This window comes from Symploca atlantica LB2515, from assembly GCF_052546295.1.
The window spans coordinates 5,231,601-5,254,411 of the sequence record NZ_JBQWMT010000001.1 but is presented as its reverse complement, the minus strand read 5'-3'; the positions used below and the strand labels follow the sequence as shown (position 1 = coordinate 5,254,411).

General features: G+C 44.2%; 19 protein-coding genes and 1 tRNA gene. 10 read left to right on the top strand and 10 right to left on the bottom strand.

Going from position 1 to position 22,811, the window contains the following annotated elements; translation table 11 throughout:
- Positions 1–52: 52 nt before the first annotated feature.
- Positions 53–1,114: a ribosome small subunit-dependent GTPase A gene (gene rsgA / locus ACT7WV_RS21860; protein ID WP_445104904.1), complete on the bottom strand. Its 1,062-nt coding sequence runs from the start codon at positions 1,112–1,114 to the stop codon at positions 53–55.
- A 318-nt stretch (positions 1,115–1,432) separates the two neighbouring features.
- The gene (locus ACT7WV_RS21855; RefSeq protein WP_445104903.1) at positions 1,433–2,722 is read right to left on the bottom strand and encodes a glycosyltransferase; all 1,290 of its coding nucleotides are present in this window, start codon (positions 2,720–2,722) and stop codon (positions 1,433–1,435) included.
- A gap of 935 nt (positions 2,723–3,657) precedes the next feature.
- Here ACT7WV_RS21855 and ACT7WV_RS21850 point away from each other — a divergent pair.
- The 6 genes from ACT7WV_RS21850 (at position 3,658) to ACT7WV_RS21825 (ending at position 7,255) form a co-directional block, all read left to right on the top strand.
- A tRNA-Phe gene (locus tag ACT7WV_RS21850) sits at positions 3,658–3,730 on the top strand.
- A gap of 149 nt (positions 3,731–3,879) precedes the next feature.
- Positions 3,880–4,293 carry a hypothetical protein gene (locus ACT7WV_RS21845; protein WP_445104902.1) on the top strand — a complete coding sequence of 138 codons (414 nt, stop codon included), beginning with the start codon at positions 3,880–3,882 and terminating at the stop codon, positions 4,291–4,293.
- A gap of 126 nt (positions 4,294–4,419) precedes the next feature.
- Positions 4,420–4,773, top strand: coding sequence for a YtxH domain-containing protein (locus ACT7WV_RS21840; protein ID WP_445104901.1), 354 nt, complete (start codon positions 4,420–4,422; stop codon positions 4,771–4,773).
- An 11-nt stretch (positions 4,774–4,784) separates the two neighbouring features.
- Positions 4,785–5,405 carry a DUF948 domain-containing protein gene (locus ACT7WV_RS21835; RefSeq protein WP_445104900.1) on the top strand — a complete coding sequence of 207 codons (621 nt, stop codon included), beginning with the start codon at positions 4,785–4,787 and terminating at the stop codon, positions 5,403–5,405.
- A gap of 194 nt (positions 5,406–5,599) precedes the next feature.
- Positions 5,600–6,403, top strand: coding sequence for a TPM domain-containing protein (locus ACT7WV_RS21830; RefSeq protein WP_445104899.1), 804 nt, complete (start codon positions 5,600–5,602; stop codon positions 6,401–6,403).
- 222 nt (positions 6,404–6,625) lie between these two features.
- Positions 6,626–7,255: a precorrin-8X methylmutase gene (locus ACT7WV_RS21825; protein WP_445104898.1), complete on the top strand. Its 630-nt coding sequence runs from the start codon at positions 6,626–6,628 to the stop codon at positions 7,253–7,255.
- Positions 7,256–7,484: 229 nt separating this feature from the next.
- Here the strand turns inward: ACT7WV_RS21825 and rpsU are convergent, their stop codons facing one another.
- Positions 7,485–7,685 (bottom strand): 30S ribosomal protein S21, encoded by a 201-nt coding sequence (gene rpsU, locus ACT7WV_RS21820; RefSeq protein ID WP_445104897.1) that lies wholly within the window; start codon positions 7,683–7,685, stop codon positions 7,485–7,487.
- Between the two features lie 1,178 nt (positions 7,686–8,863).
- Here rpsU and ACT7WV_RS21815 point away from each other — a divergent pair.
- The 4 genes from ACT7WV_RS21815 (at position 8,864) to ACT7WV_RS21800 (ending at position 14,391) form a co-directional block, all read left to right on the top strand.
- Positions 8,864–10,228, top strand: coding sequence for a CmpA/NrtA family ABC transporter substrate-binding protein (locus tag ACT7WV_RS21815; protein WP_445104896.1), 1,365 nt, complete (start codon positions 8,864–8,866; stop codon positions 10,226–10,228).
- An 87-nt stretch (positions 10,229–10,315) separates the two neighbouring features.
- Positions 10,316–11,158 carry a nitrate ABC transporter permease gene (gene ntrB, locus ACT7WV_RS21810; protein WP_445104895.1) on the top strand — a complete coding sequence of 281 codons (843 nt, stop codon included), beginning with the start codon at positions 10,316–10,318 and terminating at the stop codon, positions 11,156–11,158.
- A 101-nt stretch (positions 11,159–11,259) separates the two neighbouring features.
- Positions 11,260–13,263: an ABC transporter ATP-binding/substrate-binding protein gene (locus tag ACT7WV_RS21805; protein ID WP_445104894.1), complete on the top strand. Its 2,004-nt coding sequence runs from the start codon at positions 11,260–11,262 to the stop codon at positions 13,261–13,263.
- A gap of 267 nt (positions 13,264–13,530) precedes the next feature.
- Positions 13,531–14,391, top strand: coding sequence for a nitrate ABC transporter ATP-binding protein (locus tag ACT7WV_RS21800; protein ID WP_445104893.1), 861 nt, complete (start codon positions 13,531–13,533; stop codon positions 14,389–14,391).
- Between the two features lie 20 nt (positions 14,392–14,411).
- On the opposite strand, the gene ACT7WV_RS21795 is transcribed toward ACT7WV_RS21800, so the two are convergent.
- The 7 genes from ACT7WV_RS21795 to ACT7WV_RS21765 all read right to left on the bottom strand — a co-directional run bounded on the left by ACT7WV_RS21795 (position 14,412) and on the right by ACT7WV_RS21765 (position 22,722).
- The gene (locus ACT7WV_RS21795) at positions 14,412–15,773 is read right to left on the bottom strand and encodes a cobyrinate a,c-diamide synthase (protein WP_445104892.1); all 1,362 of its coding nucleotides are present in this window, start codon (positions 15,771–15,773) and stop codon (positions 14,412–14,414) included.
- Positions 15,774–15,838: 65 nt separating this feature from the next.
- Entirely contained in the window at positions 15,839–17,218 is a 1,380-nt protein-coding gene (gene opcA, locus ACT7WV_RS21790; protein ID WP_445104891.1) for a glucose-6-phosphate dehydrogenase assembly protein OpcA, read from the bottom strand.
- A 111-nt stretch (positions 17,219–17,329) separates the two neighbouring features.
- Positions 17,330–18,859, bottom strand: a complete 1,530-nt coding sequence (zwf, locus tag ACT7WV_RS21785; RefSeq protein ID WP_445104890.1) for a glucose-6-phosphate dehydrogenase — start codon at positions 18,857–18,859, stop codon at positions 17,330–17,332.
- Between the two features lie 100 nt (positions 18,860–18,959).
- Positions 18,960–19,688, bottom strand: a complete 729-nt coding sequence (locus ACT7WV_RS21780; protein ID WP_445104889.1) for a transaldolase family protein — start codon at positions 19,686–19,688, stop codon at positions 18,960–18,962.
- Between the two features lie 141 nt (positions 19,689–19,829).
- The gene (gene fbp / locus ACT7WV_RS21775) at positions 19,830–20,867 is read right to left on the bottom strand and encodes a class 1 fructose-bisphosphatase (RefSeq protein WP_445104888.1); all 1,038 of its coding nucleotides are present in this window, start codon (positions 20,865–20,867) and stop codon (positions 19,830–19,832) included.
- A 906-nt stretch (positions 20,868–21,773) separates the two neighbouring features.
- Positions 21,774–22,055, bottom strand: coding sequence for an RNA recognition motif domain-containing protein (locus ACT7WV_RS21770; protein ID WP_445104887.1), 282 nt, complete (start codon positions 22,053–22,055; stop codon positions 21,774–21,776).
- 448 nt (positions 22,056–22,503) lie between these two features.
- Positions 22,504–22,722 (bottom strand): hypothetical protein, encoded by a 219-nt coding sequence (locus tag ACT7WV_RS21765; RefSeq protein ID WP_445104886.1) that lies wholly within the window; start codon positions 22,720–22,722, stop codon positions 22,504–22,506.
- Positions 22,723–22,811 lie beyond the last annotated feature (89 nt).

Genomic DNA, 22,811 nt, shown 5'->3' with positions numbered 1-22,811 from the left:
TGATTGAGATTATCCCCCGCTATATCTACCGATTAGTGGGGGATTCTCGTAATTAGTGTTTTTTCATCTTTCGCAGAGATTTAGTGATCTTTTTCCACCGTTTCTTGGTATCTACATAGGCTTTCTGGTCTTGTTTACTTGCCAGATATGCAAGTTCTTTTTGCAGTTTTTGGTAACTCAAGAAACGCCGGTAATCTAGAGTTTCTTGCTCAATAGCCTGCTGCACTGCACAACCAGGTTCACCATCATGTTGGCAATCATGAAAGCGACACTGTAGAACTAACTCCTCGATATCGGTGAAAGTATCCTCTAAGCTGTCATTACTAGCCCAAATCTGGATTTCCCGCATTCCCGGAGTATCAACAAGCAAGCCACCTGAAGGCAAAATAACTAATTCTCGATGAGTTGTCGTATGTCGCCCTTTATCGTCTCCTTGGCGCACTGATTGTACTGCTTGCAATGCCTTACCCGCTAATTGATTAGTGAGAGTAGACTTACCAACTCCGGAAGATCCCAGTAAGGCTACAGTTTGACCCTTCTTCAGGTAAGGAGTTAAGGCTTCTAGTCCTTGATTATTAAGTGCACTCAAAACAATAATCGGCACGCCAAAAGCAATAGATTCTACTGCTTCTCGGCGTTTCTCAAAGTCATCGCACAAGTCTGCTTTGTTCAAAACAATCACGGGATTAGCACCGCTTTCCCAAACCAGAATTAGATAGCGTTCAATTCTTCTGAGATTGAAATCTTGATCCAATCCAGATATTAAAAACACTGTATCGACATTTGTGGCAATGATTTGTTCTTCTGTTTTAGTGCCTACCGTTTTCCGCGAAAATTTGCTTTTTCTAGGTAAAACAGCATGAATCGTTGCTCGTTTTTCCGTTTCTCGGATATGAATAACTACCCAATCTCCTACTGCTGGAAAATCTTGACGTAAAGAAGCTCGGTAGCGCATTTTACCCGTAACTTCTGCCGGTAACTCCCCTTGTTCTGTGTAGAGAATGTAGGTGTTTTTATGCTCCAGAGCAACTCGACCAAAGGTATATCCCTCTGGCCAATCGCTTTCTGGACTGTTAGCAAAAGAACTGTCCCAGCCTAATAATTCCCAATCCATTTTTTCCTCAAGGTGTTGCTTGTTATCGGCAAGCTTCACAGAGGAATTTTGTTTTCATGATTCTTGAAGAGAATACTTACTCAAAAAACTCTGTGACTGGCTTGCTTTTTCTCTGAAGGGTTGTTGTGCTGCTAACAGTGACAAGCTCAGTCATATTTTTGCTCCTTTTTTAGTAGTTATCAACAGATTAACTACTTCAGTTTAATAAAAATCTGCTTAGACTACAAAAACAATACAAGAATTGTAATATGAGCTGTAGGCAGGAAAGAAAGAGATAATTGCTGATATATCTTCAGTGTCAACGATAACCGTATACAGTTAAGAGAGATGCCTTTTGATCAATTCACTGCGCTCGCGAAAAACTGCCTGATCATTGAATCTTTGACCGTTAATAGCTGCCTCTCTAATCATCTGTGACAAACCTTGTCTATCTTGCGACAAATTAGCCAAAAGCTCACCAAGTTTTTGCCAGTCTCTCATCGGCGCAAGCATACCAGCACCAAAACCTTTAAGTAGCTCTTCAGGATACTCGGTTCGATAGCCAACAATTGGTGTTCCACAAACTAGCGACTCAATAAGGCAGCGTGGTGATTCTGGAGTCACGTGAGTGAAAAGCATGATGTGAGACTCCCGTATTTTCTTGAGCAATTTGCCTCGATCACTCTGAAATCCACTCAATTCTATATACCCATCTAGATCCAGGCTAGTAATCAGTGCCTTCATTTTTTCTGACAAACTGCCATCTCCTAGCCAAGTCGCTTGTAGTTTAACGCCCAAGTCCCTGGCTTTACCTATGGCTCGAACCCAGTCTAATGGAGCTTTCATTTCCTCGATTCTTCCTGCATAGCATATACGAATTACTGGATCACTAGTAGCACGCTGAATTTTTTCTGATAACTCTAGTTCACCAATACAATCTGATGGTTTTGTATGAATGTTGTGAATTGAATAATTATTCTGGCAAAAGGGACTGTAAGCTGAATAACAGTCATTACCATGCCAGAGACCAAGTGTACAACTTTTAATAATCAACTTGTGGTAAAAAGCCATTAAAGATGCTTCAATTATTGCCTTAGCACGGGTTTTTAACGGGGCTTTTCGAGTTGATTGCAAGATTACTTTGTGTTCCACACGATCAGTGTGTACAGCATACTTTCTGCCTTGTTTTCGAGCTTCCAATGCCGCAATTGCAGCCCAATCGCCCCATAATCCACCAATGGCAAATTGAAGATAACGGCAACGAGCGATTAATTCTGCTAAAGATGCCCTTGCTGAAGCATAACAACTGATGAATTTTCCTGGCGAATAAGCCCAGGGCAGAGGAACTAGTTGAATTCGCTCGATATTGGTGATAGTTTCTGTACTACACCAAGTCATAGTTGTGCTTTGTTGAGCAAGTGATTCAGGAATAACTGGTGCGGCTACAACAAGTGATTCAAAGTTATCTGCCCACTTTTCTAATCCGTTACAAGCTTGGGATTCACATAATATTTGCTTCCCTTTCAACCTAAAGGGAACAGGCAAAACTAGTAACATGCCTTTTTGTTTAGGGGCAGTTTTTTGAGCTAGATTGCTGCCTAGCTTTTTTTCAATAAGTTCTAGTGTCATAATAAATTTCCTAACGGTAGAAATTGACCGCCTTCAACGCGTTGAAGGAAGTAATTTTGTTGATAATGATTAATTTCTTTATGCTTAAAGTAAAAGTTTCCTGAACACTCAGATGATTACAGCTTGGTACTCATAAGCTAATAATGAAACAAAGCTACCAATGATGATATTCAAACTTGAGATACTATAGGAAATTTGCACCACCTAGCTCTTAAAGATATAGGGCAGCAAGAAAGTAGCGTGTTAAAAACAGTTATCTCCTGAATTCAGTTATTTGTATAACTATCAACGAAGTACTGTTACTATGCACCCTTTTGTCATTGAGATGGTGGCACGTAAGGTTATAAATTGTTGAAATAGACACCCAGAGATCAATTTACCTGAAGGTAAGGTATGGTAGAATGCAACCTCTTTTCACTAACGAGATTTCATTGAGAAAATCTCGTTAGTGAAAATTATTCACCTAATTCCAATGTAGTCGCAGATATGAAAAATAACTATCTTTAGTCTATAAATATTTCTTATGTATTAAATGACCAATAATTGAAATGAATGATTCAGGTTTTTTAGTGAACAAAAAAAATTAGTAATTAACTGTGCAATTAATAAAACGTCTGAATCTCCCTGCTTAGTCTTAACTTAATGAAAGATGATTGACAGGAAAATAGGGGGAGTGTGAGCAGGCAATGTATTATTAATGACGTAGGTTTTCCTCCCTAATGAGATTCTCCACGGGATCGGCACTAGTAGTTTGTACAGTCGGGTCTGAAATTCGCCAAAACCCTTGATTAACGAAGCATACACCTGAGATCTGCGGGACTTGCGCCAATTTAGAAACTATGCATCTGAAGTTTAATCAACTTAACACTTGCCAAGACCTATTAAGTTTGCTAGTTTAGTTAGGCGCAAAAATACTAAAGCGCTCAAAGCAGTAAGCCGGGATAGCTCAGTTGGTAGAGCAGAGGACTGAAAATCCTCGTGTCGGCGGTTCAAATCCGCCTCCTGGCATTGCCAAGATTATTCAGTGGATCTTATTAGGTAGCGGATTTAAATCAGGTCAGCCCCGGTTTGCCAATGTCCGCTGATGGTTATCTAAACCCTAATCTTTGATTAGATGCCGTCAGATGCCGCAATTGATTGCAAATGCCTAAAAAATAATGCTGACGGTTGTTATAGTTATTAATCTGCTAATCTCACTGCTATGTCTGTCTGTGGCTTGGCGAGTTTGGAAATTGCGCCGACAACTGGCGACAGTCGCAGATATTTTGAGAGCTGCCGAACGTAGTACCCAGAGAGTACTACATCAGGCTCCCAATTTTGTGCACCAGAGGCAGTCGGGGATCCACGGGCTAAGGGAGCGTTCTCAGCAATTGGAGCTTCAGCTACAAAAAATTAAGCAGGTTTTGATACTGTTGGGTTTAGCACAAGGAGTTTGGCGCTCTCTAGTAATGCGCTCTTCTCTCAGGTTAACCTTTGAGAAAAATAAGGGCAAACAGAAATACCGCAGTGCTAAGCCATTGCACAAGAACGCTAAAATTGCTGAAACCGGACGTAGCGATCGCTATCTTTGATAGTTACAACACTTTAGTGGTTAATAACCAGTTAAGAGAGTAAACTCCCTATGTCATTCAGGTATCTTTCGTTAGTACGCTTGGAGCAAATCTGCTTAGAATTGGTGTAGGGATAGAGACCAAAAGATGTCAAAAAAAAGTGCTGGATCATTTATTGGTGGGCTTTTCTTGGGCAGCGCCGTCGGAACTATCGTTGGTTTAATGATTGCCCCACGCCCTGGTCGGGATACACGGAAATTGTTAAAAAAATCAGCAGATGCCCTACCAGAATTAGCAGAAGATCTATCTGCCAGTGTACAAATGCAAGCAGACCGCCTTTCAGAATCCGCACTACGTAACTGGGAGGGAACACTCAGCAGGCTGCGGGAAGCGATCGCTGCTGGTATTGAGGCTTCCGAACGGGAAGGTATGGAACTTAAAAAACCTAGATCTGAAGTGAGTGTCGAGTCAGGCCCATCCATTAGCGACCAAAAGCTGTAGGCGGTCTATTGGTGATTGATCCACTATTTTGGCTAGGACTATCTATACTGCTGGTAGCAGTCAGTTTAACCGCTGTACTGGTGGCAGCTTTGCCTGTCTTGCAGGAGCTAGCAAGGGCGGCTCGTAGTTTAGAAAAGTTAGCCGATACTCTCAACCGAGAGTTGCCACCCACCCTGGAAACAATTCGCCTGACAGGTTTAGAAATCACTAACCTTACAGATGATGTCAGTCAGGGTGTTAAAAGCGCTAGTCAGGTGGCAAAAAAAGTTGATCAAGGTATTAACAACACCCAAAACCAGGCGAAGAATTTGCAGACCAATACTCGCAGTGTAGTTGCAGGTATTAAAGCTGCCTGGAAAACCTGGAACCGTCCCTCAACCTCAATAGGACGCCGCTCTCTTGAGAGACTACCATCGTCTCAAAGCAAGTCTCTGGGAGAGCGTGTGCGTCCAACAGCGAGTCAGATGGGGGAAGCATCACTAGAAGAGAGTGGTTACCAGGCATACAGTGCCGCCAGCAATGAAGCTGAGGGTATTAATTTCCCTACCTCTTATCAAGAAATTCCAGGCGATTCTTTGCCATCAAGGCAGTATAGGGATTCAGAGTCAACCGATATCGGCTCTGATTATTAGTTTTACTACTTCAAGACTCTATTGGAGCTCTTTCCTTTTGAATCTATTTTAGGTATTATCACTTAATTATTCTGCCACATACTTTGCGAAAGGCAGCAAAATTAGATTAAAGTAAACAAGTGTAAAGAAATTATTAGTTTTACATTAGCCTTTGTTTAAAACATCCCTCAGTTGAGATTGCTTCATAAATCACGATGCAGAATTTTTTTCCAAAACGACTTTTATTATCTCTGGCAGGGTTTTTTCTGGCATTTTCAGTTTGGATGATCGCGCCAGCTGCTTACGCTTACGACAATCCAGAGCTTTTACCCGACGTCCAAACGCCAGTGATTGACCTGGCTAATTTCCTACCAAATCTTCAGGAAGAAACCCTCGTCCAAGATTTGACAAATTTTGAAGCCGAAACTGGCTGGAAGCTGCGGGTGTTAACTCAATTTGACCGTACACCTGGTAGAGCAGTCAAAGACTTCTGGAAACTCAATGATCAAAGTGTTTTACTGATTGCTGATTCCAGAGGCGGTAATTTACTTGGCTTTAACGTCGGTGATGATCTTTACCAATTCCTGCCTCGCACCTTTTGGGTTGAATTGCAGACTCGTTTTGGCAACCTCTACTACGTACGGGAAAATGGTGAAAACCAATCTATTGTTGATGCCTTAAAAACTATTGAGACTTGTCTAAATCAGGGTGGTTGCAAGGTTGTTCCTGGTCTTCCTAGAGAGCAGTGGATTCTCACCTTCATTACTTCCGTGTTAGGTGGCGCAGTCTTTGGATTAGCCGCTGTCCCCCGCAAAAGTGGTCAAATCTTCGCTTGGCAGTGGGCTTTAATCTTCTCCCCTTTGTGGGGCATTCTGTTCATCGCCTTTGGCATTGGGCCAGTAGTAACCAGAACGGCTGAGTGGTTACCCCTATTTCGCAATATTATCGGGTTTCTCCTGGGAGCACTCGTAGCTTATTTGTCACCAGTTATTGGTGAATCTGCTAATTCTGAAACCTGAAAATCTCATTTGCCCAACAAAATCCCCAAAAAAGTAGCTGCCCAGATTATATTTCAATCGCGGCAGCTTCTTTTGCTTGTATTCTGAGTTTGGTAGTAAATCTTTCCTATACTAATAAGGCTGAGTAGCAAGCTTCAGCATAAATTTGGGAATCCTTAGCTATAAGTACATCGCTTTTAGTGAAGGGAGGGCATCAACGGGGTTACCCTTTCGGAGGTCTAGATGGAATGGCATGTAACTGATGCCCAAAGTCTGGCAATTATTGACCGCGAAATCGGAAATCATTCCTTTTCAGCGGCAGAATATGAAATTGTGCGTCGAGTGATCTATGCAACAGCTGACTTTGAGTATCGTCATCTAATTTGTTTTTCTGAGCGTGCTTTACAGAGTGGGGCAGCTGCTTTAGCTGCTCGCAGCACCATTGTGGTAGATGTACCTATGGTACAAGTGGGCATCAGCCCCCATATCCAAGACACCTTTGCTAATCCGGTCTATTGCAGTATGGAAACTCTAACACGGCCCCAAAAAGAAAAAACACGAGCGGCTTGGGGTATCGAAACTCTAGCCAGACGCTACCCAGAAGGGATTTTTGTAGTTGGCGAATCTCAGACTGCTCTAACAGCGCTGGTAGAGTTAATTGAGGCTGATGAAATTAGACCAGCATTGGTAATTGGAACGCCTTCAGGATTTGTCGAGGTGGATGTTGCCAAATCCAGGCTCAAAGACTCTTTGATTCCTCATATTCAGATTGAGGGCAGAAAAGGCTCTGCGGTAGTGGCAGCAGCCATTGTCAATGGACTAGTGGACTTAGCTTGGCAAGCCTATGGGCAAGACAGTAATGGCGTTACCTGAATAGAATGTCTGGGGGAAAAAGCAGGGGAGAGAGCAAGGTAGAAGAAAACCCTCTTCCTAGCAATTTTCCCTGTACCTACAACTAAAGAAAGTCCCTTATCTGTTGTTCGCTCACGCCAGTTCTCAGTCTAGAGGCTCTCTAGGGATCGCGCTTAGGTCGAACTCAGGCTATGTCGGTTCACTATACGGCAAGAGATGACTTTCAAAGCAGCACACAAGCCCTGTTTAATTATGCCCCTCTTCTACGGTTGCGAAGCCTGCGACGTTCCTTGTGTCTTGCAATTTCTTTACGCTTGCGTTTTTGCGCTGGCGTTTCAAAATGGCGATTCTTTTTCATGTCGGCAAAAATTCCAGCCCCGGAAACTTTTCGCTTAAACCGACGTAGAACGGATTCTAAATGCTCACTTTCACCGGGAACCACTTGGGTCATTAAGTATCCTCACACTCTAGTTTCATATTTCAATAGTTGGGTAAACAACCATAATTGAGCCAAAAAAGACTCGACAGGGGATTTCCCTTATCTTATCCTCAGGGGTGGGAAGTCTGTTGAATTTTTATTTGACAACCTAGTTGTGCTGCGAGGAGTTCTGCTCAACCTCTGTAACCTCGGATGATGGGTTACTTATATAAATTGCCATGATTGACCTCTCGAACCTTATATTGCGTGGAGATTGGAGTTCGGAGGTAAGCCTACTAACTAATACTAAAAATAAATAATCTCGTAATGCTAGCGAAAACCCAGCCGCCTATGCCTTTTCTCGGATACTATCATAGCGCGGAAGCCAATGAATCAGAAACGAAACTTCTGTCAGGGACTTTTGAGTTGCCTTTTTGTAAAGATTTGTGACTAGAGAGATATCTCTCGCCCATGATGGGATTTTAGTCGGGCGATCGCTTTTGGGGGTGATAGGGTGCTGAGTTAACCTCCAAGCACAGCTTCCGACTCGAAAGTATTTTGTGTTCTTTTATACTCCTTAGATTAACAAAAATGACCGTCTTTAAATAAGCAAACACAACTCAACAAAGCGATATTCTTTCTTATATTTATCATTTTTTCCATATCAGAAACATTAGAAGATTACAATAAGCTCAATCCACTGTTAACTATAAGATTTTATCTATGGATAAAACTTTGCAATCAAGTTTTCACTCAATTGTAAGTTTTACTTATATAAACAATCTAATATTTATTTAATAATTCTATGTCTGAGTTAATCATTTAGCCAAAAAAAACGATAAGCTTATTTACACGAAATTAAAATATTCAACTGCAACAGCTGAGCTAATAGAACTCAAATTAAAGGATGCCAGGGAAGCATCTAAGTATCCTGCTGAAAGCAGTCCAACATCTCAGATTAACAGCGCCCAACATCGATTTTACGCTTTTATCAGCTTCCACCCAGCTTTACTGAGGATAACAAATGCGACTTTATTTTTCAGCAATTTCTTGACAAAGGCGGTCAACACAACCGTTTGATTTTGTTACCAATTAGCTGAAGATAGACAACTATTTAGAGAATCAACTTGATTGTAGAAAAGCAAGAAACTAGCGTTTCTATTGCTTAGAATTCCCTGCAAAAAACTTGTGCATTAACATGAGGAGATTTTATGGTTGGATTTTCAAGCCAATTTTCTAGACGGAAATTTTTACTTACCGCTGGAGCATCTGCCGCTAGTTCTGTGTTGCTCAAAGGCTGCTTAGGTAATCCTCCTGATACTACTAATGCTCCTAGTGAAACTCAACAAACTCCTGTTGCCAACATCAATCCAGCAGATGCACCAGAAACGACTCAAATCAAACTGGGATATATCCCTATTGTCGAAGCAGCGGCAATGGTAATTGGTCGAGAAAAAGGCTTCTTTGCCAAGTACGGCATGACGGAAGTTGATGTTTCTAAGCAAGCAAACTGGGCCTCCGCACGGGACAACGTGGTGATTGGATCTCAGGGAGGTGGCATTGATGGGGGTCAGTGGCAGATGCCGATGCCTCATCTGATTAGCGAAGGCATCATCACCAATGGGCAAAAAGTTCCCATGTTCGTCCTAGCTCAGTTAATTACTAATGGAAATGGCGTTGCAGTTGCTCAAATACACCAAGGCAAAGGGCTGAATTTAGACATTTCCAATGCAGCCGACTATATCAAAGGCTTTCAATCTAGCAATGGCAGAAAGTTTAAAGCCGCCCACACCTTTCCCAATGTGAACCAAGACTTCTGGATTCGCTATTGGTTTGCCGCAGGCGGCATTGATCCCGATAGTGATATTGATCTACTAGCAGTACCCCCAGCAGAAACAGTCCAAGGGATGCGCAATGGAACAATGGATGCCTTCAGTACGGGGGATCCTTGGCCTTACCGCATCGTCGCCGATAAGATTGGCCACATGGCAGCACTAACCGCCCAAATCTGGAAATTCCATCCAGAAGAGTACTTAGCCATCCGCGCCGACTGGGTAGAAAAACATCCCAAAGCCACCAAAGCGCTATTAAAAGGACTCATGGAAGCGCAGCAGTGGTGCGACAAGCCAGAAAACCGCGAGGAATTGGTTCAAATCTGTGCTCAGCGCAACTACTTCAATGTACCTGTAGCAGTGTTGACCCCCCCTTATCAAGGCAACTATGAAATGGGTGACGGTCAACCCGCCATTAATGACTTCAAAATGGGACCACTGTATTGGAAGGACGACATTGGTAACGTATCCTATCCCTACAAGAGTCACGACCTCTGGTTTCTCACAGAAACGCTGCGCTGGGGCTTCCATGATGGAAAGATCAAAGATATTGACCAGGCCAAGCAAATTATTGATCAAGTCAATCGGGAAGATTTGTGGAGGGAAGCCGCCAAGGAAGCAGGCTTTGATGCCGATATTCCCACTAGTACATCTCGAGGCGTAGAGAAGTTTTTTGATGGCAAAACCTTTGACCCAGAAAACCCACAGGCTTACCTCGATAGTCTTGCCATCAAGAGAATCTAATCAACAGCAGATAGTAAAGCGGATTTAACTACTATCTACATTCAATTTACTTGCAGCTCAAACAATACTAAAACAGTAGGAATAAAAATGACTGCTAGCACAGAAAGTAGCAATGCAGGCGCTATTTCACCTAAAAAAATCAGCGCTTACTGGAAAAAACAAGCACCTAATATTATTCCTCCTCTCATCGGAATTTTGGCTTTTCTAATAGTATGGCAACTATTCTCTAGTTCTGGATTAACCAGACTTCCAGGACCGGTGAGTGTCTGGACTAATCAACGGACGAGAATTTTACTTCTGTATCCCTTTTATGACCGAGGCGGCTTAGACAAAGGGCTGTTTTGGCAAACCTTAGCGAGTCTGGGGCGAGTAGCTCAAGGTTATACCTTAGCGGCGATTATCGGCATTAGCGTAGGTGTCTTAGTGGGGACGCAACCACTGATTAACAAAGCTTTAGATCCCATTTTCCAATTTTTGCGCATGGTCGCACCTTTAGCCTGGGTTCCTATTGCTCTGGTCGCCCTGCAACAAAACCAACCTGCGGCTATTTTCGTAATTTTTATTACCTCAGTTTGGCCCATCTTAATCAATACGGCAGAAGGCGTTAGGCAAATTCCCCAAGATTACAACAACGTTGCCAAAGTTTTGCAGATTTCCCGCAAAAAGTACTTCTTCAATATTCTCATCCCATCCGCACTTCCCTACATTTTTACGGGACTTAGGATTGCGATTGGCTTAGCATGGCTAGCGATTATTGCAGCAGAAATTGTGATGTCAGGAATTGTAGGTATCGGCTTTTTCATCTGGGATGCCTATCAACAGAACTATGTCAGCGAGATTATCTTAGCTGTTTTCTATATCGGACTCGTAGGTTTGGTACTAGACCGAGCAATGGTCTACTTGCAAAAACTAATTTTACCAGAGGAATAGCAATAGCAAATAGGTCATGGGCAGAGGAAATTGCTACTCATTCCCTATCCCCAATTGCCAATTATCAATTACTACTCACCCCTCACTAATCACTAACTACCATGTCTGTTTTTGTTGCAGTTAACAACATTGAAAAAGTCTTTTCCACAACTGGTGGTGGCGAATATGTTGCCCTCAAAGGAATTGACCTCCAGATTAAAAAAGGAGAATTTGTCTCCTTAATCGGTCACTCTGGTTGTGGTAAATCTACCCTGTTAAATATGATTGCCGGTCTAGATTTGCCAACCGAAGGATTGGTGACCCTAGAAGGACAGCGAATCAAGCAACCTGGTCCAGAGCGAATGGTAGTATTTCAGAACTACTCTCTGCTGCCTTGGCTGACAGTGCGCCAAAACATTGCCTTAGCAGTGGATGAAGTTCTCGCAGGTTTGCCTAAAGCAGAACGCAAAGCCATTATTGAGCATCACATTGATTTAGTCGGGTTGCGCCCTCATGCGGACAAACAGCCCTCTCGGTTATCAGGTGGACAGAAACAGCGAGTATCCATTGCGCGTGCTTTAGCCATTCGTCCCAAATTGCTGCTGCTTGATGAACCCTTTGGGGCATTGGATGCGCTGACACGGGGGAACCTGCAAGAGCAATTGATGAAAATCTGTGAAGAAAATAAACTTAGTGCGGTCATGGTTACCCACGATGTGGATGAAGCAGTGCTCTTATCTGACCGCATTGTCATGCTCACTAATGGGCCCGGATCAAAGATTGGGGGAATTTTGGAGGTAGATATTCCCCGACCTCGCAAACGGATGCAGGTGGTGGAACATCCGAGTTATTACAGCCTACGTTCTGAGATGATCTACTTCCTCAATCAGCAAAAACGCCTCAAGAAGATGCGGGCAAAGAAAACCACCGCAATTGCCCGTCATGGCTTAGAAAAAGTTAACCTGCAAATTGGCTTCGTCCCCCTAACCGCTTGTACTCCCCTCGTGATCGCCAAAGAAAAAGGCTTTTTCGTCAAACATGGCTTAGACGAAGTGACTCTTGTGCGCGAAACTAGTTGGCGCGGCATTGTCGATGGCATGATCGGCGGATATTTAGATGCTGCCCAGATGCCCTCGGGAATGCCTCTGTGGTTAACCTTAGGAGGACATGAAAACCGGCCGGTGCCTGTCGTCAGTGCTATGACGATGACTCGCAACGGCAATGGCATCACTCTAGATAGGCGATTTTATAACCAAGAGGTAAATAGCCTAGCCGATTTCAAAGAGATGCTACACCGTACCCCGGAGCAAAAGCACAGGATGGGATTAGTGCATCCCTCCTCAATGCATAACCTACTGCTGCGTTACTGGTTAGCTGCTGGTGGCATTGACCCTGATCTGGATGTGTCACTCAAGAGCATACCTCCGGCTCAGATGCTTGTCGATCTGCAAGCGGGAACTATTGACGGTTTCTGTGTGGGGGAACCCTGGAATACCAGGGCGGCGATAGAAGGGGTTGGCTTTACTGTCGCCACAGATTTAGAAATTTGGCCGGGACACCCCGGAAAAGTACTCGGCGTCCGCGAAGACTGGGCTAACGCTTATCCCAACACCCACATTGCCCTGGTCAAAGCGTTGCTCGATGCTGCGCAATATTGTGCTGACCCGGCTAACGAAGAAGAAGTGCGTCAGATAGTGGCTCAGCGAGAGTATGTCAGTACTAATGTCGATTATATTCAGCTAGGCAACCCGAACGAGGTTGTCTATAAATTAGATCAACCTGGACGCGGTTCAGTTCATCATCTGTTCTTTGGTGGTGGTGTCAATCGCCCTAGTCGGACGGAACAGCTTTGGCATATGGTTCAGTTAGCGCGTTGGGGTCATACTCCTTTCCCTAGAAATTGGGTGGAAATCCTGGAACGGGCGTGTCGAGTTAGTGTGTTTAGCACTGCGGCGCGAGAACTGGGTGTACTGGATGTGAAATACACCAGCGGCTCGATTGAGTTGTTTGATGGCACCGTTTTTAAAGCCGATGACCCCATTGGTTATCTCAATAATCTGGAGATTAAACGCGATTTCAGCATCGCAGATGTCGTTCTCGATTCGCGTCCTACGGTAGCGGCTTAGGTTATTGGACAAGGGACTAATGACCAAGATAAAAAACTATCTACGGACAAGTAATAAGTAATAAGTAACAAGTAATAAGTAATAATACTCTGCCTTTTTTTTGAATCATCCGGTGAGTAAAGATGTGACATGTTGAGTCTGTACACATTGACCCAAAACCTATTACCTATTACCTCTCTCTGTTACCGGTAGCCTAAGGCAAAACTACGCGAACTCTGTTCCCTTTTAATCAACTCACCTAGCCCATTTACGAATACAACTCAGCCAATGTTTAACCATACTAATACCTTTTCCCACACCAGCCAACAACTAGTAGACATTGCCACTAAGCGCCAACAGCACGAACCATTCCTGACGATTGAGAATGTCTCTAAAATCTATCCAACTCGAAACGGTTCTTACACTGTTCTTAAAGAGGTTAACTTAACGGTACAAGCGGGCGAATTTATTTGCCTTATCGGTCACTCTGGCTGTGGCAAATCGACACTGCTAAACATGGTTTCAGGTTTCAACACCCCCACTCAGGGGAAAGTGCTGCTGCGATCAAAGCGCATTACCCAGCCTGGCCCTGATCGCATGGTGGTATTCCAAAACTACGCCCTGTTGCCTTGGCTGACGGTGTTTGATAATGTTTACCTGGCGGTTGACTGTGTTTACCCAACGAAGCCAGTTGCTGAGAAAAGAGCGATTGTGCGAGACCATCTGGCGCTAGTGGGGCTATCAGAAGCAATCGATAAAAAGCCAACCCAGATTTCTGGGGGGATGAAGCAGCGAGTTTCCATTGCCCGTGCTTTGGCAATTCGTCCGGAAGTTCTGATTTTAGATGAACCTTTTGGGGCGTTGGATGCCATTACTAAAGAAGAGTTACAGGAAGAACTGCTGAAAATTTGGAATGAGAACCGTTGTACGGTATTGATGATTACCCACGATATTGATGAAGCCTTGTTCTTAGCGGATAAGTTGGTGATGATGACCAATGGCCCAGCCGCTACTATCGGTGAGATCATGAAAATTCACTTCCCACGTCCGCGCGATCGCGCTCAGATTATGGAAGATCCCGAATATTACAGGCTGCGGAACCATGCCCTTGATTTCCTCTACAACCGCTTTGCCCACGATGTAGATTAACAGGAATTGCGAGGATAGTTTTATGATCCAAATTGCCGACAAAGTGTCAAAAACCGTGCCGGAATCTCTGGAGATTCACCCCAATGCAGATGAACGTAGGATGCATGCAACCGATACATTTTCCAACCTTCCATGGCTACCTTACCTCCGTCATACCCTCGTATTTCAAACAAAGGTTTCTCAGCTATTGCTGTTTGCTCAGAACGGTGAAATTCATGACCCCAAACTTTAGCAGCAACTGGTAGCAGGGGACTATCTTGCATGGTTGTAGCTTGTCGATATCCCAAGGTAAGACGCTTCCCCATTAGAGTAGTTGTTGGTAAAACTCCTACCATCGACCAAGAGTGTTCCTCAAAATCCCTAATCTGCTCAGACAAATACATTAAACCACCACACTCAGCATAAGCAGGTATTCCTGTCAAAATAGCCCTGCGTACCGCCTCACGAGCGCTAGTATTTGCTGCCAGTTGTTGAGCAAAAACTTCTGGAAAACCGCCTCCAAAGTAAAGTCCCTGGACACCCGTAGGCAAAGCAGCATCAGTAAGCGGACTCCAAGGTACTAACTGCGCGCCCAGTTGTTGCAAGATATCCAGATTATCTTGGTAGTAGAAACTAAAAGCGCGATCGCGTGCTATTGCAACTCGAATTGGGGTTTCAGGTTTGGAGGGTTGCAGCTGAGACGCTGAACTTTCTGCCTTCAATTTGCCAACTTTCAAGTGTTGCTCAAGAATTTCCCAGTTAAAGCAGTCTTTTCCCAATTGAGCAAGTCTGTCGATCAAGGTATCCAGTTGATTAATTTCTGCTGTAGGGACTAAACCAAGATGCCGAGCAGGAATTGTGATCTTGTCCTGACGTCGCAGCACTCCCAATATAGGCAGTTGTAAAGGTTCTAGGGCGTTTTTAAGCAGTTCTAGATGGCGATCGCTTCCTACCCGATTGAGTACTACGCCAGCTAGTTTAATCCTGGGGTCAAAGGAACGATAGCCATGAGCGATCGCGGCTACTGATCTAGATAAACGAGAACAATCGATTACCAAGAGTACTGGTAGTTGTAACAGCCGTGCTAGATGAGCTGTACTTGCCCAATCACCTTGCCCAGAAGCCCCGTCAAATAAGCCCATCACTCCTTCTACGAGGGCGTAATCTACCCCCCGAAGATGCTGATTAAAGCATTCCTGGACATACCTTTCAGAAGTTAGCACCGGGTCTAAATTCCGGCCAGGACGCTCTGTTACCCGTTGATGAAACATCGGATCGATGTAATCTGGGCCGACTTTGAAGGATTGAACGCGCTGCTGTTGTCGGCATAAAAAAGACAGTAGGGCAAGCGTGACTGTCGTCTTGCCTACCCCACTGCGTTCACCAGCGATGATTAAAGCCATTATTCAGGTTTTAGGTTATAGATTAACAGGTTAAATGTTTGCCAGTTAGTTATAACCTTTAACTTTTACGCCTTAACCTTTAACTTGAGAATCTGCTCGGTAACCGCCATGCTTTCTTCATAAAGAATCTCGCGGCCCCAGCGTTGCAATTGCTTACTGAGCAATAACTCAGTCTTTTGGTCAAACATGGGTGACACTTGCTGAATGCGGCAAGATTGAGCACCGCCTCCAGCTTCCATGCGCATACAACCTGTTGTTTCCGAGCACAATACTGTACAGCAGTCTGCCCCCAGATTGGTAGAACTCAAACGCAGGCTGATTAAGTCGCCAGCAATTTCTCCCGCATCAGCTACGGGAATACCTGCTAACTCCGCTTCTATGGGGCGTTGCTCTGCAGAGGTAAATTGAACCCGTATAATATCGTAATCACCGCCCTCTTTCTGATAAGAGACAGGACGCCACTTGAGTCGAGAAGCCAGCCAACCCAGAAACATCAGTGCTTGAGCTGGATTACCTTTCTCGTAATCGATGGTCACTTTGTCAACTTCTTTGATAGCCGCACGACGTTCTGGTGGGTCGAAAGCTTCAGCAGTCAGCTCTTGCCAGGGTGCTAGCCGTCGCCAGTTGAGGTCAGCAATTGGAGTTCCTTGGCTCATCAAGCTATGGATCCGCAAGAAATCTCCCTCGCTATCACGGAAGGCACTAGAGTCGATAATTAGGCTATTGCTCAGATCTGCGAGTCGCTGAAACAAACCATAGCTAGGTTCAGGCGTCCCTTTCCACCAGAGAAACTTGGGTAGCTCACCAATCATCAGTTCGGAAATCAAGCCACCGATCCTTTCCAGAGCGCTGGCTGTGCCGCTGATAGTGATATATTCGCAGCAGACTAGTGTACTCTGACTTTGTTTTTGAATTGGGCAAGAGGCGGATACCTGAACAGTAACGCCTTGATCTTCCCCAGTTGTCGGACACAGGGCAATAATACGACAAGGGTTAGAAGCCGCGATCGCATCGGCAATCCCAGATCCTTCTATATCTGCCCAATAAGTGCGCGCCTCAGTACCTTCTGGACTAGTGGATTTTCCATTGTGGAATTTTGTATTGTAATCTTCGCGCAGCTTTTGCTTAGTGTACTCGTCTGCTCTACCTGTCCTCGGCAGTCCGTAGGCTTTCTGAACAGCCTTGACGGCTGAGAACATGCGCGGCCCGGCAATCCCGTCAATCGGCCCGGAATAATACCCCAGTGCTGCTAACATTAGCTGGGTTTCTTCTGGTTCATAGATCACCAGAGTAAAAGTAGTCGCCCTGACGGCAGAGGGAATATCGCCGTTCTCACCAGTAGCACCGTAACTTTGCCAAATTTGACGAAGTTCTGCCTCTATTTCACTCAATGAAACATCTTTTGGTGGTTGTATCGAAACAACCGGGGGAGATTGTGTAGCCATATCAGTTAGGGCCTTTTGGTTGATTGAAAAGTTAAGGATTAGTTTGAGTTGAAGGTAGCAGGTTTTTTCTATTTTGTTCTAAACCAACCTTCAACTTTCGGGAAAGTTAATTTACGGTCTGCGCCAACGGCGTCCATCACGATTGAGCAAAAATTCTGCCTCTTTTGGCTCCCAAGTTCCGGCTTCGTATTGGGGAATTGAGGCGGGATCAGTAGGTGCTTCCCAAGCTGCCAGGGCCGGAGTCACCACTCGCCAAGCTTCTTCCACTTCGTCAGCACGAGTAAATAGAGTTTGGTCGCCCAGCATACAGTCAAGCAACAGTCGATTGTATGCATCTGCTGCTGCCATGCCAAAAGAAGAGCCGTAGCTAAAGTCCATATCCACTGTACGCGTACGCAAATCAGGGCCAGGCATTTTCGCTTCAAAACGCAGCGAAATTCCTTCGTTCGGTTGCAAGCGTAATGTAAGTACGTTAGGGCTGGTTTGCTGTGCGGCTGATTGAAAAATCAATAACGGGACTTCACGAAACTGAATGGAAATCTCGCTCACCTTCTTCGGCAGCCGTTTTCCAGTACGTAGGTAGAAAGGAACTCCCTGCCAGCGCCAATTATCGATTGAGAGCTTCATTGCTACGTAGGTTGGCGTAGTGGAATCGGGGTTAACTCCTGGCTCTTCCCGATATCCTGCTACTGGCTTGCCTTTCATCCAACCAGCACTGTACTGACCCCGAATCGCAGAATTTTCTAGATTATTGATATCTGCCAGGTGAGTGGCTTGAATTACTTTGACTTTTTCTGTCCGAATACTGTCGGCGTCTAGGGCGTTGGGTGCTTCCATTGCTGTCAGACAGAATAGCTGCATCAAATGGTTTTGTACCATATCCCGCAGAGCACCAGAGCTATTGTAGTAACCAGCTCTGTCTTCGACTCCCACTGTTTCTGCCACTGTAATCTGAACGTGGTCAACAAATTGGCGGTTCCACAGGGGCTCAAAGATGGCGTTGGCAAAGCGGAAAACTAAGAGATTCTGAACGGTTTCTTTGCCCAGATAGTGGTCAATCCGATAAATTTGCTCTTCTTTGCAAACTTTTTGCACCACTCGGTTGAGGGTTTGCGCTGAACTTAAATCTGTCCCAAAAGGTTTTTCAATTACCAGGCGGTGCTTTACTGAATCTGCCAGCATTCCAGCTCCACCTAGCTGTTTGATTGCCTCTGGGAAGAATTTGGGAGCAACTGACAGGTAGAATACACGGTTGCCGCGTGTCCCCCGTCTACCGTCAAGTTCCCCAAGGAAAGCTTTCAGCTTCTGATAGCTTTCTGGTTTATCAATATCGCCAGAACAATAGTACAATCCTTGAGCAAAGTCATTCCAAAATTCCTCGGCACCAATACCGGTGGAAAATTCCTCAATGCCTTCGCGCATCTTTTCCCGGAAGTATTCGTGGCTCCAATCTCGACGTGCTACGCCAACAATTGTGATTTCTGGTGGCAGGCGTCTTTCTTGTTTGAGCTGATAAATTGCTGGTACTAGCTTGCGTTGGGTAAGGTCTCCAGATGCACCAAAGATTACCAGAATTAATGGTTCTGGAGTCCGTTCTTGTTGTAGTCCAACCCGCAGAGGATTTTCGAGTAGAGTCACCATAGCAATAAAGTTGAAGTTTTGAAAGGTTAAAGTTTGTAGTTTTGAATGTGGAAGGTTGAAGGTTCAAAACATTTTTCAAACCTTCACTTTTCTACATAATTTACACCGCAGCTAATGGTTTAGCTTTGGTTTCTAAAGATGACATTAAGGACTTAAGGAACTGAACAAATTTATCAATTACCTCTTTTAGAAGTTCGTCCGTAACGTTATCAAGATTGATGTTGATGCTGTTTTGGCTGAAACTTGCTGGCTGGTTATCACCTGGTTCAACATCTTTCTTGATGCGATTGTCGGGAAAAAAATGGTCAATGTAGGCTTTAAAGGTCACATTAACCTTAATGCCTTCACTGATAACTTGCTCTACCGTCGGTAATCTTTCGGTAGTGCCTGGACTTTTCATCATTACCTTTTCCCAATCAATTGCCTGGTAATACCGTATGGCTTCCTTGATCGTGCTTTCTGTATCATTTGCTATGGTCGGTGGTACTTCAATAATAACGTAACCATTAAGGCCATTAGCTACCTCATAAACAGGCTTAAAGATATCGCTATTATTGCCAATATCTTGAAAGACAAGGTATTTGTAAATATCTAAAACTAATTTGTTGTCGCAGATACCAAAATCGAGATCAGTATCGTACATCTTGTTGTCAGCAATCGCCTTCTCAAAGATGCTAGGGTTGGAGGTAATGCCAGCAATACCTTGCTCTGAAAGCCACTGGTTAAGTTTGCCAGACTCAATAATAGTAAGGCTCAGATTATCCACCCAGATACTCTGACTGTAATTTTGTTCAATCTGAAATAGGGGATTCTTCGCTGTCGCTATCATTAATTAGCTCCTAACCAGTGCTGGCGATTTTTGAGCAATGGAGTTTTAGTGGTTTAGAAGATCATGGTTACTGATAATTGAGAACTAGTTACTTGCATCAATGCTCGATGAGTGTGAGAAACTACCAGTAAGGGTTCTGTCTTATGTTCTTGCTCTTTCCTGAATAAATGACTCTACAAGGGCAACATCTTCTTTACTACCGATAATCAACGGTGTTCGAGTGTGGATAGCATCTGGCACAACGTCCAAAATGCTTTCAGTTCCTGTACTTGCTTTGCCGCCAGCTTGCTCCATCAAAAAAGCCAGGGGTGCAGATTCATAAAGAAGACGTAATTTACCTTCCGGTTTCTTAACCGTACCGGGGTAGAGAAAGACACCACCCTGAAACAAAATTCTGTGAAAATCTCCGACTAAAGCGCCACTATAGCGGGCTGTATATCCTTCATGTCGATGGACATAGCGAATATAATCTCTAATTGATTCTTCCCACTGCCAAAAGTTACCTTCATTGGTGCTATAAACTGGTCCGTGGTTTGGCACCTGAATATTTTCATTAGCAAGAATAAACTCACCTAGGCTGGGATCTAGCACAAAAGCATGAACGCCGGTCCCGATAGAGTAAATCAGCATCGTACTCGGACCGTAGAGAATATAACCGGCCGCGATTTGTCTATGTCCATCTTGTAGCAAATCACGAGCATCCCCCTCAATGTCGTCTCCTTCTTGCTTGCGAATCGCAAAAATTGAGCCGATGTTCAGGTTAACGTCTATATTAGAGGAGCCATCAATTGGGTCATAGAGCAGCGTGTAACGTCCAATCGGACAATTTTCCGGGATATAGTAAGGTTTTTCCATTTCCTCGGATGCCAAGCGACAGATCAAACCGCTTTGCTTAAACACCGAGATAAAGACGTCGTTGGCATAGAGATCCATCTTCTTGACGGATTCTCCCTGCACATTGACATTACCCGTAAATCCTAAAGCTCCTTCCACCAAACCGGCACGACTTAAGCGTCGAGAAATCAATTTGGCTGCCAGGGCAATGCGATTCATGATCGCACTTAGATCTTGCGCTTCCGCTGAAAAACTGCGCAGTTGCTCTAGAACGTGACGAGATAGCGTTGTGCAATCACGATCAAGGGTGTGTTCCTGAGCCAAAGGTTGACCTACATCCGTCATACTCGCTTCCTCCCTACAAGTCATTTACTTGGCTGGGGAGACAGCTACTTTGAAAGACTGCCTCAACCTGCCGAATGCTCAACATTCTTTACTTTCTATCTTAGGGAGGCATTTCCTACTAGCCTTCTAAACTTTAGAAGAACTATAGAAATCGAGGATTACATAATATTTTAATGATGCAATTTCTCTGGCGTCTCGTCAGACTAGACGGGGAACTTATCCTTAAAACAAAGCAACCGTTGGAATTACTCAAATATTTGTCCTGGTTTCATTACTTTTATTATTGGAAAATAAGCTACTTTTAAAAAGTATTAAAATTAAAATAATATGACAAGCTTATCCTAGAGCTAATCACTTTTTAACGGGGCTTTAACCCTTCAGATAATAATCATTCACAGATGATACACCTTACTCAATGAGGAGGCTGATTGAGGTGTTTACAGAGGCAAAAATTTTCAATTCAGCGATGATGAATAACTCTTGGCGCTGCTGATTTTTCTGAAAAGTGAACTAAATTAGGTATATCTCTAAGGAGCCTGAATGTACCACTTTAGGGGGATTAGCACCGCGTAATCTCTACAACGCAGAAGACATCTTCTGTACAACTGGGACAGATTATCTGCCTACCCCAGAAGAACCGTAAGAGTTCTGGCGTTGGCTAATTAAGGGATTAATAGAGGATAAGGGGAACAATGGGGAAAGGAATCCCTGAACAGCCCAAATCATCCCGTAATTACGCAACGCCAGAGTTCTTAATCTAGTTATCAACAACCACAGTTAGTCTCTATGATTTTGGCGGTTTGTCCTCCTCAATCATCACAAACAAACAACTAAAAAATTCAATGTCTATTGTTTCTGCCTGCTAAGAAACGAAACACTGACGAATTTTGTTGAGTAATCCTTGCTCTAGAAACGATTATCTTGTCTTACGGCGCGACGATTATCTTCTCTCGGTCTTGCTTTATTGACTCTGAGTTGACGTCCCATCCATTCAGCACCATCCAACTCTGAAATAGCCGATTCTTCTTGAGCATCTTCTGTCATTTCAACAAAGGCAAACCCGCGCATCCGACCCGTTTCTCGATCTGTGGGTAAGACGACTCGCTTCACAGCGCCGTAATCTGAAAATACTGTTCTCAGGTCATCTTCAGTGGCTTGGTAAGAGAGGTTTCCGACGTAAATGGTCATGTCGATCAATAAGGCTGAACTAGGAACTTAAAGTTCAGAGCCGCAGACGAGAGCTAGAGATGCAAGTTGCTCAATTCGTGATCTAAAGTCTTATCTGATTGACCGACGGGAAATTCGATGGGCTAGGTAGCCGCGGAGAAGGCTACAAAACCAAAATTTTAACCTCCGGTAGATCAGATCTACAGACTGTAGTCAAAGAAGCAAGTTGCTCAATTTCTTGTCTGTTTGACCAGTGGCAAATTTCTCGGCTTGAGTGACCACCGAAGTGGTTACGTAACTAAGAAATTTAACCTAGGTTAGAACTGAACTTTTCAATACCCTTTTATCATAGCCTACAGATCACCCTATCAGGGGTTATCTATCTTACATGCCTAGACTGGACAAAAACCTTTTTGGGTCTACCGGTTAACCGCAGACCCCCGACGGATTAAATCAATAAAGTTTGGTCTTATTCAATCGAAATTGATTGAGGACCGTCAGTTTTGCCATTTTCAGACCCACTAGTCGTGCCTCCATAGCTGGTAGAACCAGCTTGTTGATCAAGCCAACTTTTAACAGGATCGTCTGCAAGATCGAGTCGAAACACTCCAGAGAAAAATCCTCCCAAGAAAGCCGTCGGCTGCTGGGTCAATTCTTTCAATAGGGGCGTGAGTTCAGTGAGGAACATCCTTGGTATCTCCTTATGCTGCTTTGTGCTAGTGATGTATCTAGGAATGGTTATTCTGGGATCCTAGCGTGTCTCTTGACCAGGCTGAA

Excerpts from the sequence above, each read along its gene's own strand:
- rsgA (WP_445104904.1), bottom strand. The coding sequence starts at position 1,114 with ATGGATTGGGAATTATTAGGCTGGGACAGTTCTTTTGCTAACAGTCCA.
- ACT7WV_RS21855 (WP_445104903.1), bottom strand. The coding sequence starts at position 2,722 with ATGACACTAGAACTTATTGAAAAAAAGCTAGGCAGCAATCTAGCTCAA.
- ACT7WV_RS21845 (WP_445104902.1), top strand. The coding sequence starts at position 3,880 with ATGCTGACGGTTGTTATAGTTATTAATCTGCTAATCTCACTGCTATGT.
- ACT7WV_RS21840 (WP_445104901.1), top strand. The coding sequence starts at position 4,420 with ATGTCAAAAAAAAGTGCTGGATCATTTATTGGTGGGCTTTTCTTGGGC.
- ACT7WV_RS21830 (WP_445104899.1), top strand. The coding sequence starts at position 5,600 with ATGCAGAATTTTTTTCCAAAACGACTTTTATTATCTCTGGCAGGGTTT.
- ACT7WV_RS21825 (WP_445104898.1), top strand. The coding sequence starts at position 6,626 with ATGGAATGGCATGTAACTGATGCCCAAAGTCTGGCAATTATTGACCGC.
- rpsU (WP_445104897.1), bottom strand. The coding sequence starts at position 7,685 with ATGACCCAAGTGGTTCCCGGTGAAAGTGAGCATTTAGAATCCGTTCTA.
- ACT7WV_RS21815 (WP_445104896.1), top strand. The coding sequence starts at position 8,864 with ATGGTTGGATTTTCAAGCCAATTTTCTAGACGGAAATTTTTACTTACC.
- ntrB (WP_445104895.1), top strand. The coding sequence starts at position 10,316 with ATGACTGCTAGCACAGAAAGTAGCAATGCAGGCGCTATTTCACCTAAA.
- ACT7WV_RS21805 (WP_445104894.1), top strand. The coding sequence starts at position 11,260 with ATGTCTGTTTTTGTTGCAGTTAACAACATTGAAAAAGTCTTTTCCACA.
- ACT7WV_RS21800 (WP_445104893.1), top strand. The coding sequence starts at position 13,531 with ATGTTTAACCATACTAATACCTTTTCCCACACCAGCCAACAACTAGTA.
- ACT7WV_RS21795 (WP_445104892.1), bottom strand. The coding sequence starts at position 15,773 with ATGGCTTTAATCATCGCTGGTGAACGCAGTGGGGTAGGCAAGACGACA.
- opcA (WP_445104891.1), bottom strand. The coding sequence starts at position 17,218 with ATGGCTACACAATCTCCCCCGGTTGTTTCGATACAACCACCAAAAGAT.
- zwf (WP_445104890.1), bottom strand. The coding sequence starts at position 18,859 with ATGGTGACTCTACTCGAAAATCCTCTGCGGGTTGGACTACAACAAGAA.
- ACT7WV_RS21780 (WP_445104889.1), bottom strand. The coding sequence starts at position 19,688 with ATGATAGCGACAGCGAAGAATCCCCTATTTCAGATTGAACAAAATTAC.
- fbp (WP_445104888.1), bottom strand. The coding sequence starts at position 20,867 with ATGACGGATGTAGGTCAACCTTTGGCTCAGGAACACACCCTTGATCGT.
- ACT7WV_RS21770 (WP_445104887.1), bottom strand. The coding sequence starts at position 22,055 with ATGACCATTTACGTCGGAAACCTCTCTTACCAAGCCACTGAAGATGAC.
- ACT7WV_RS21765 (WP_445104886.1), bottom strand. The coding sequence starts at position 22,722 with ATGTTCCTCACTGAACTCACGCCCCTATTGAAAGAATTGACCCAGCAG.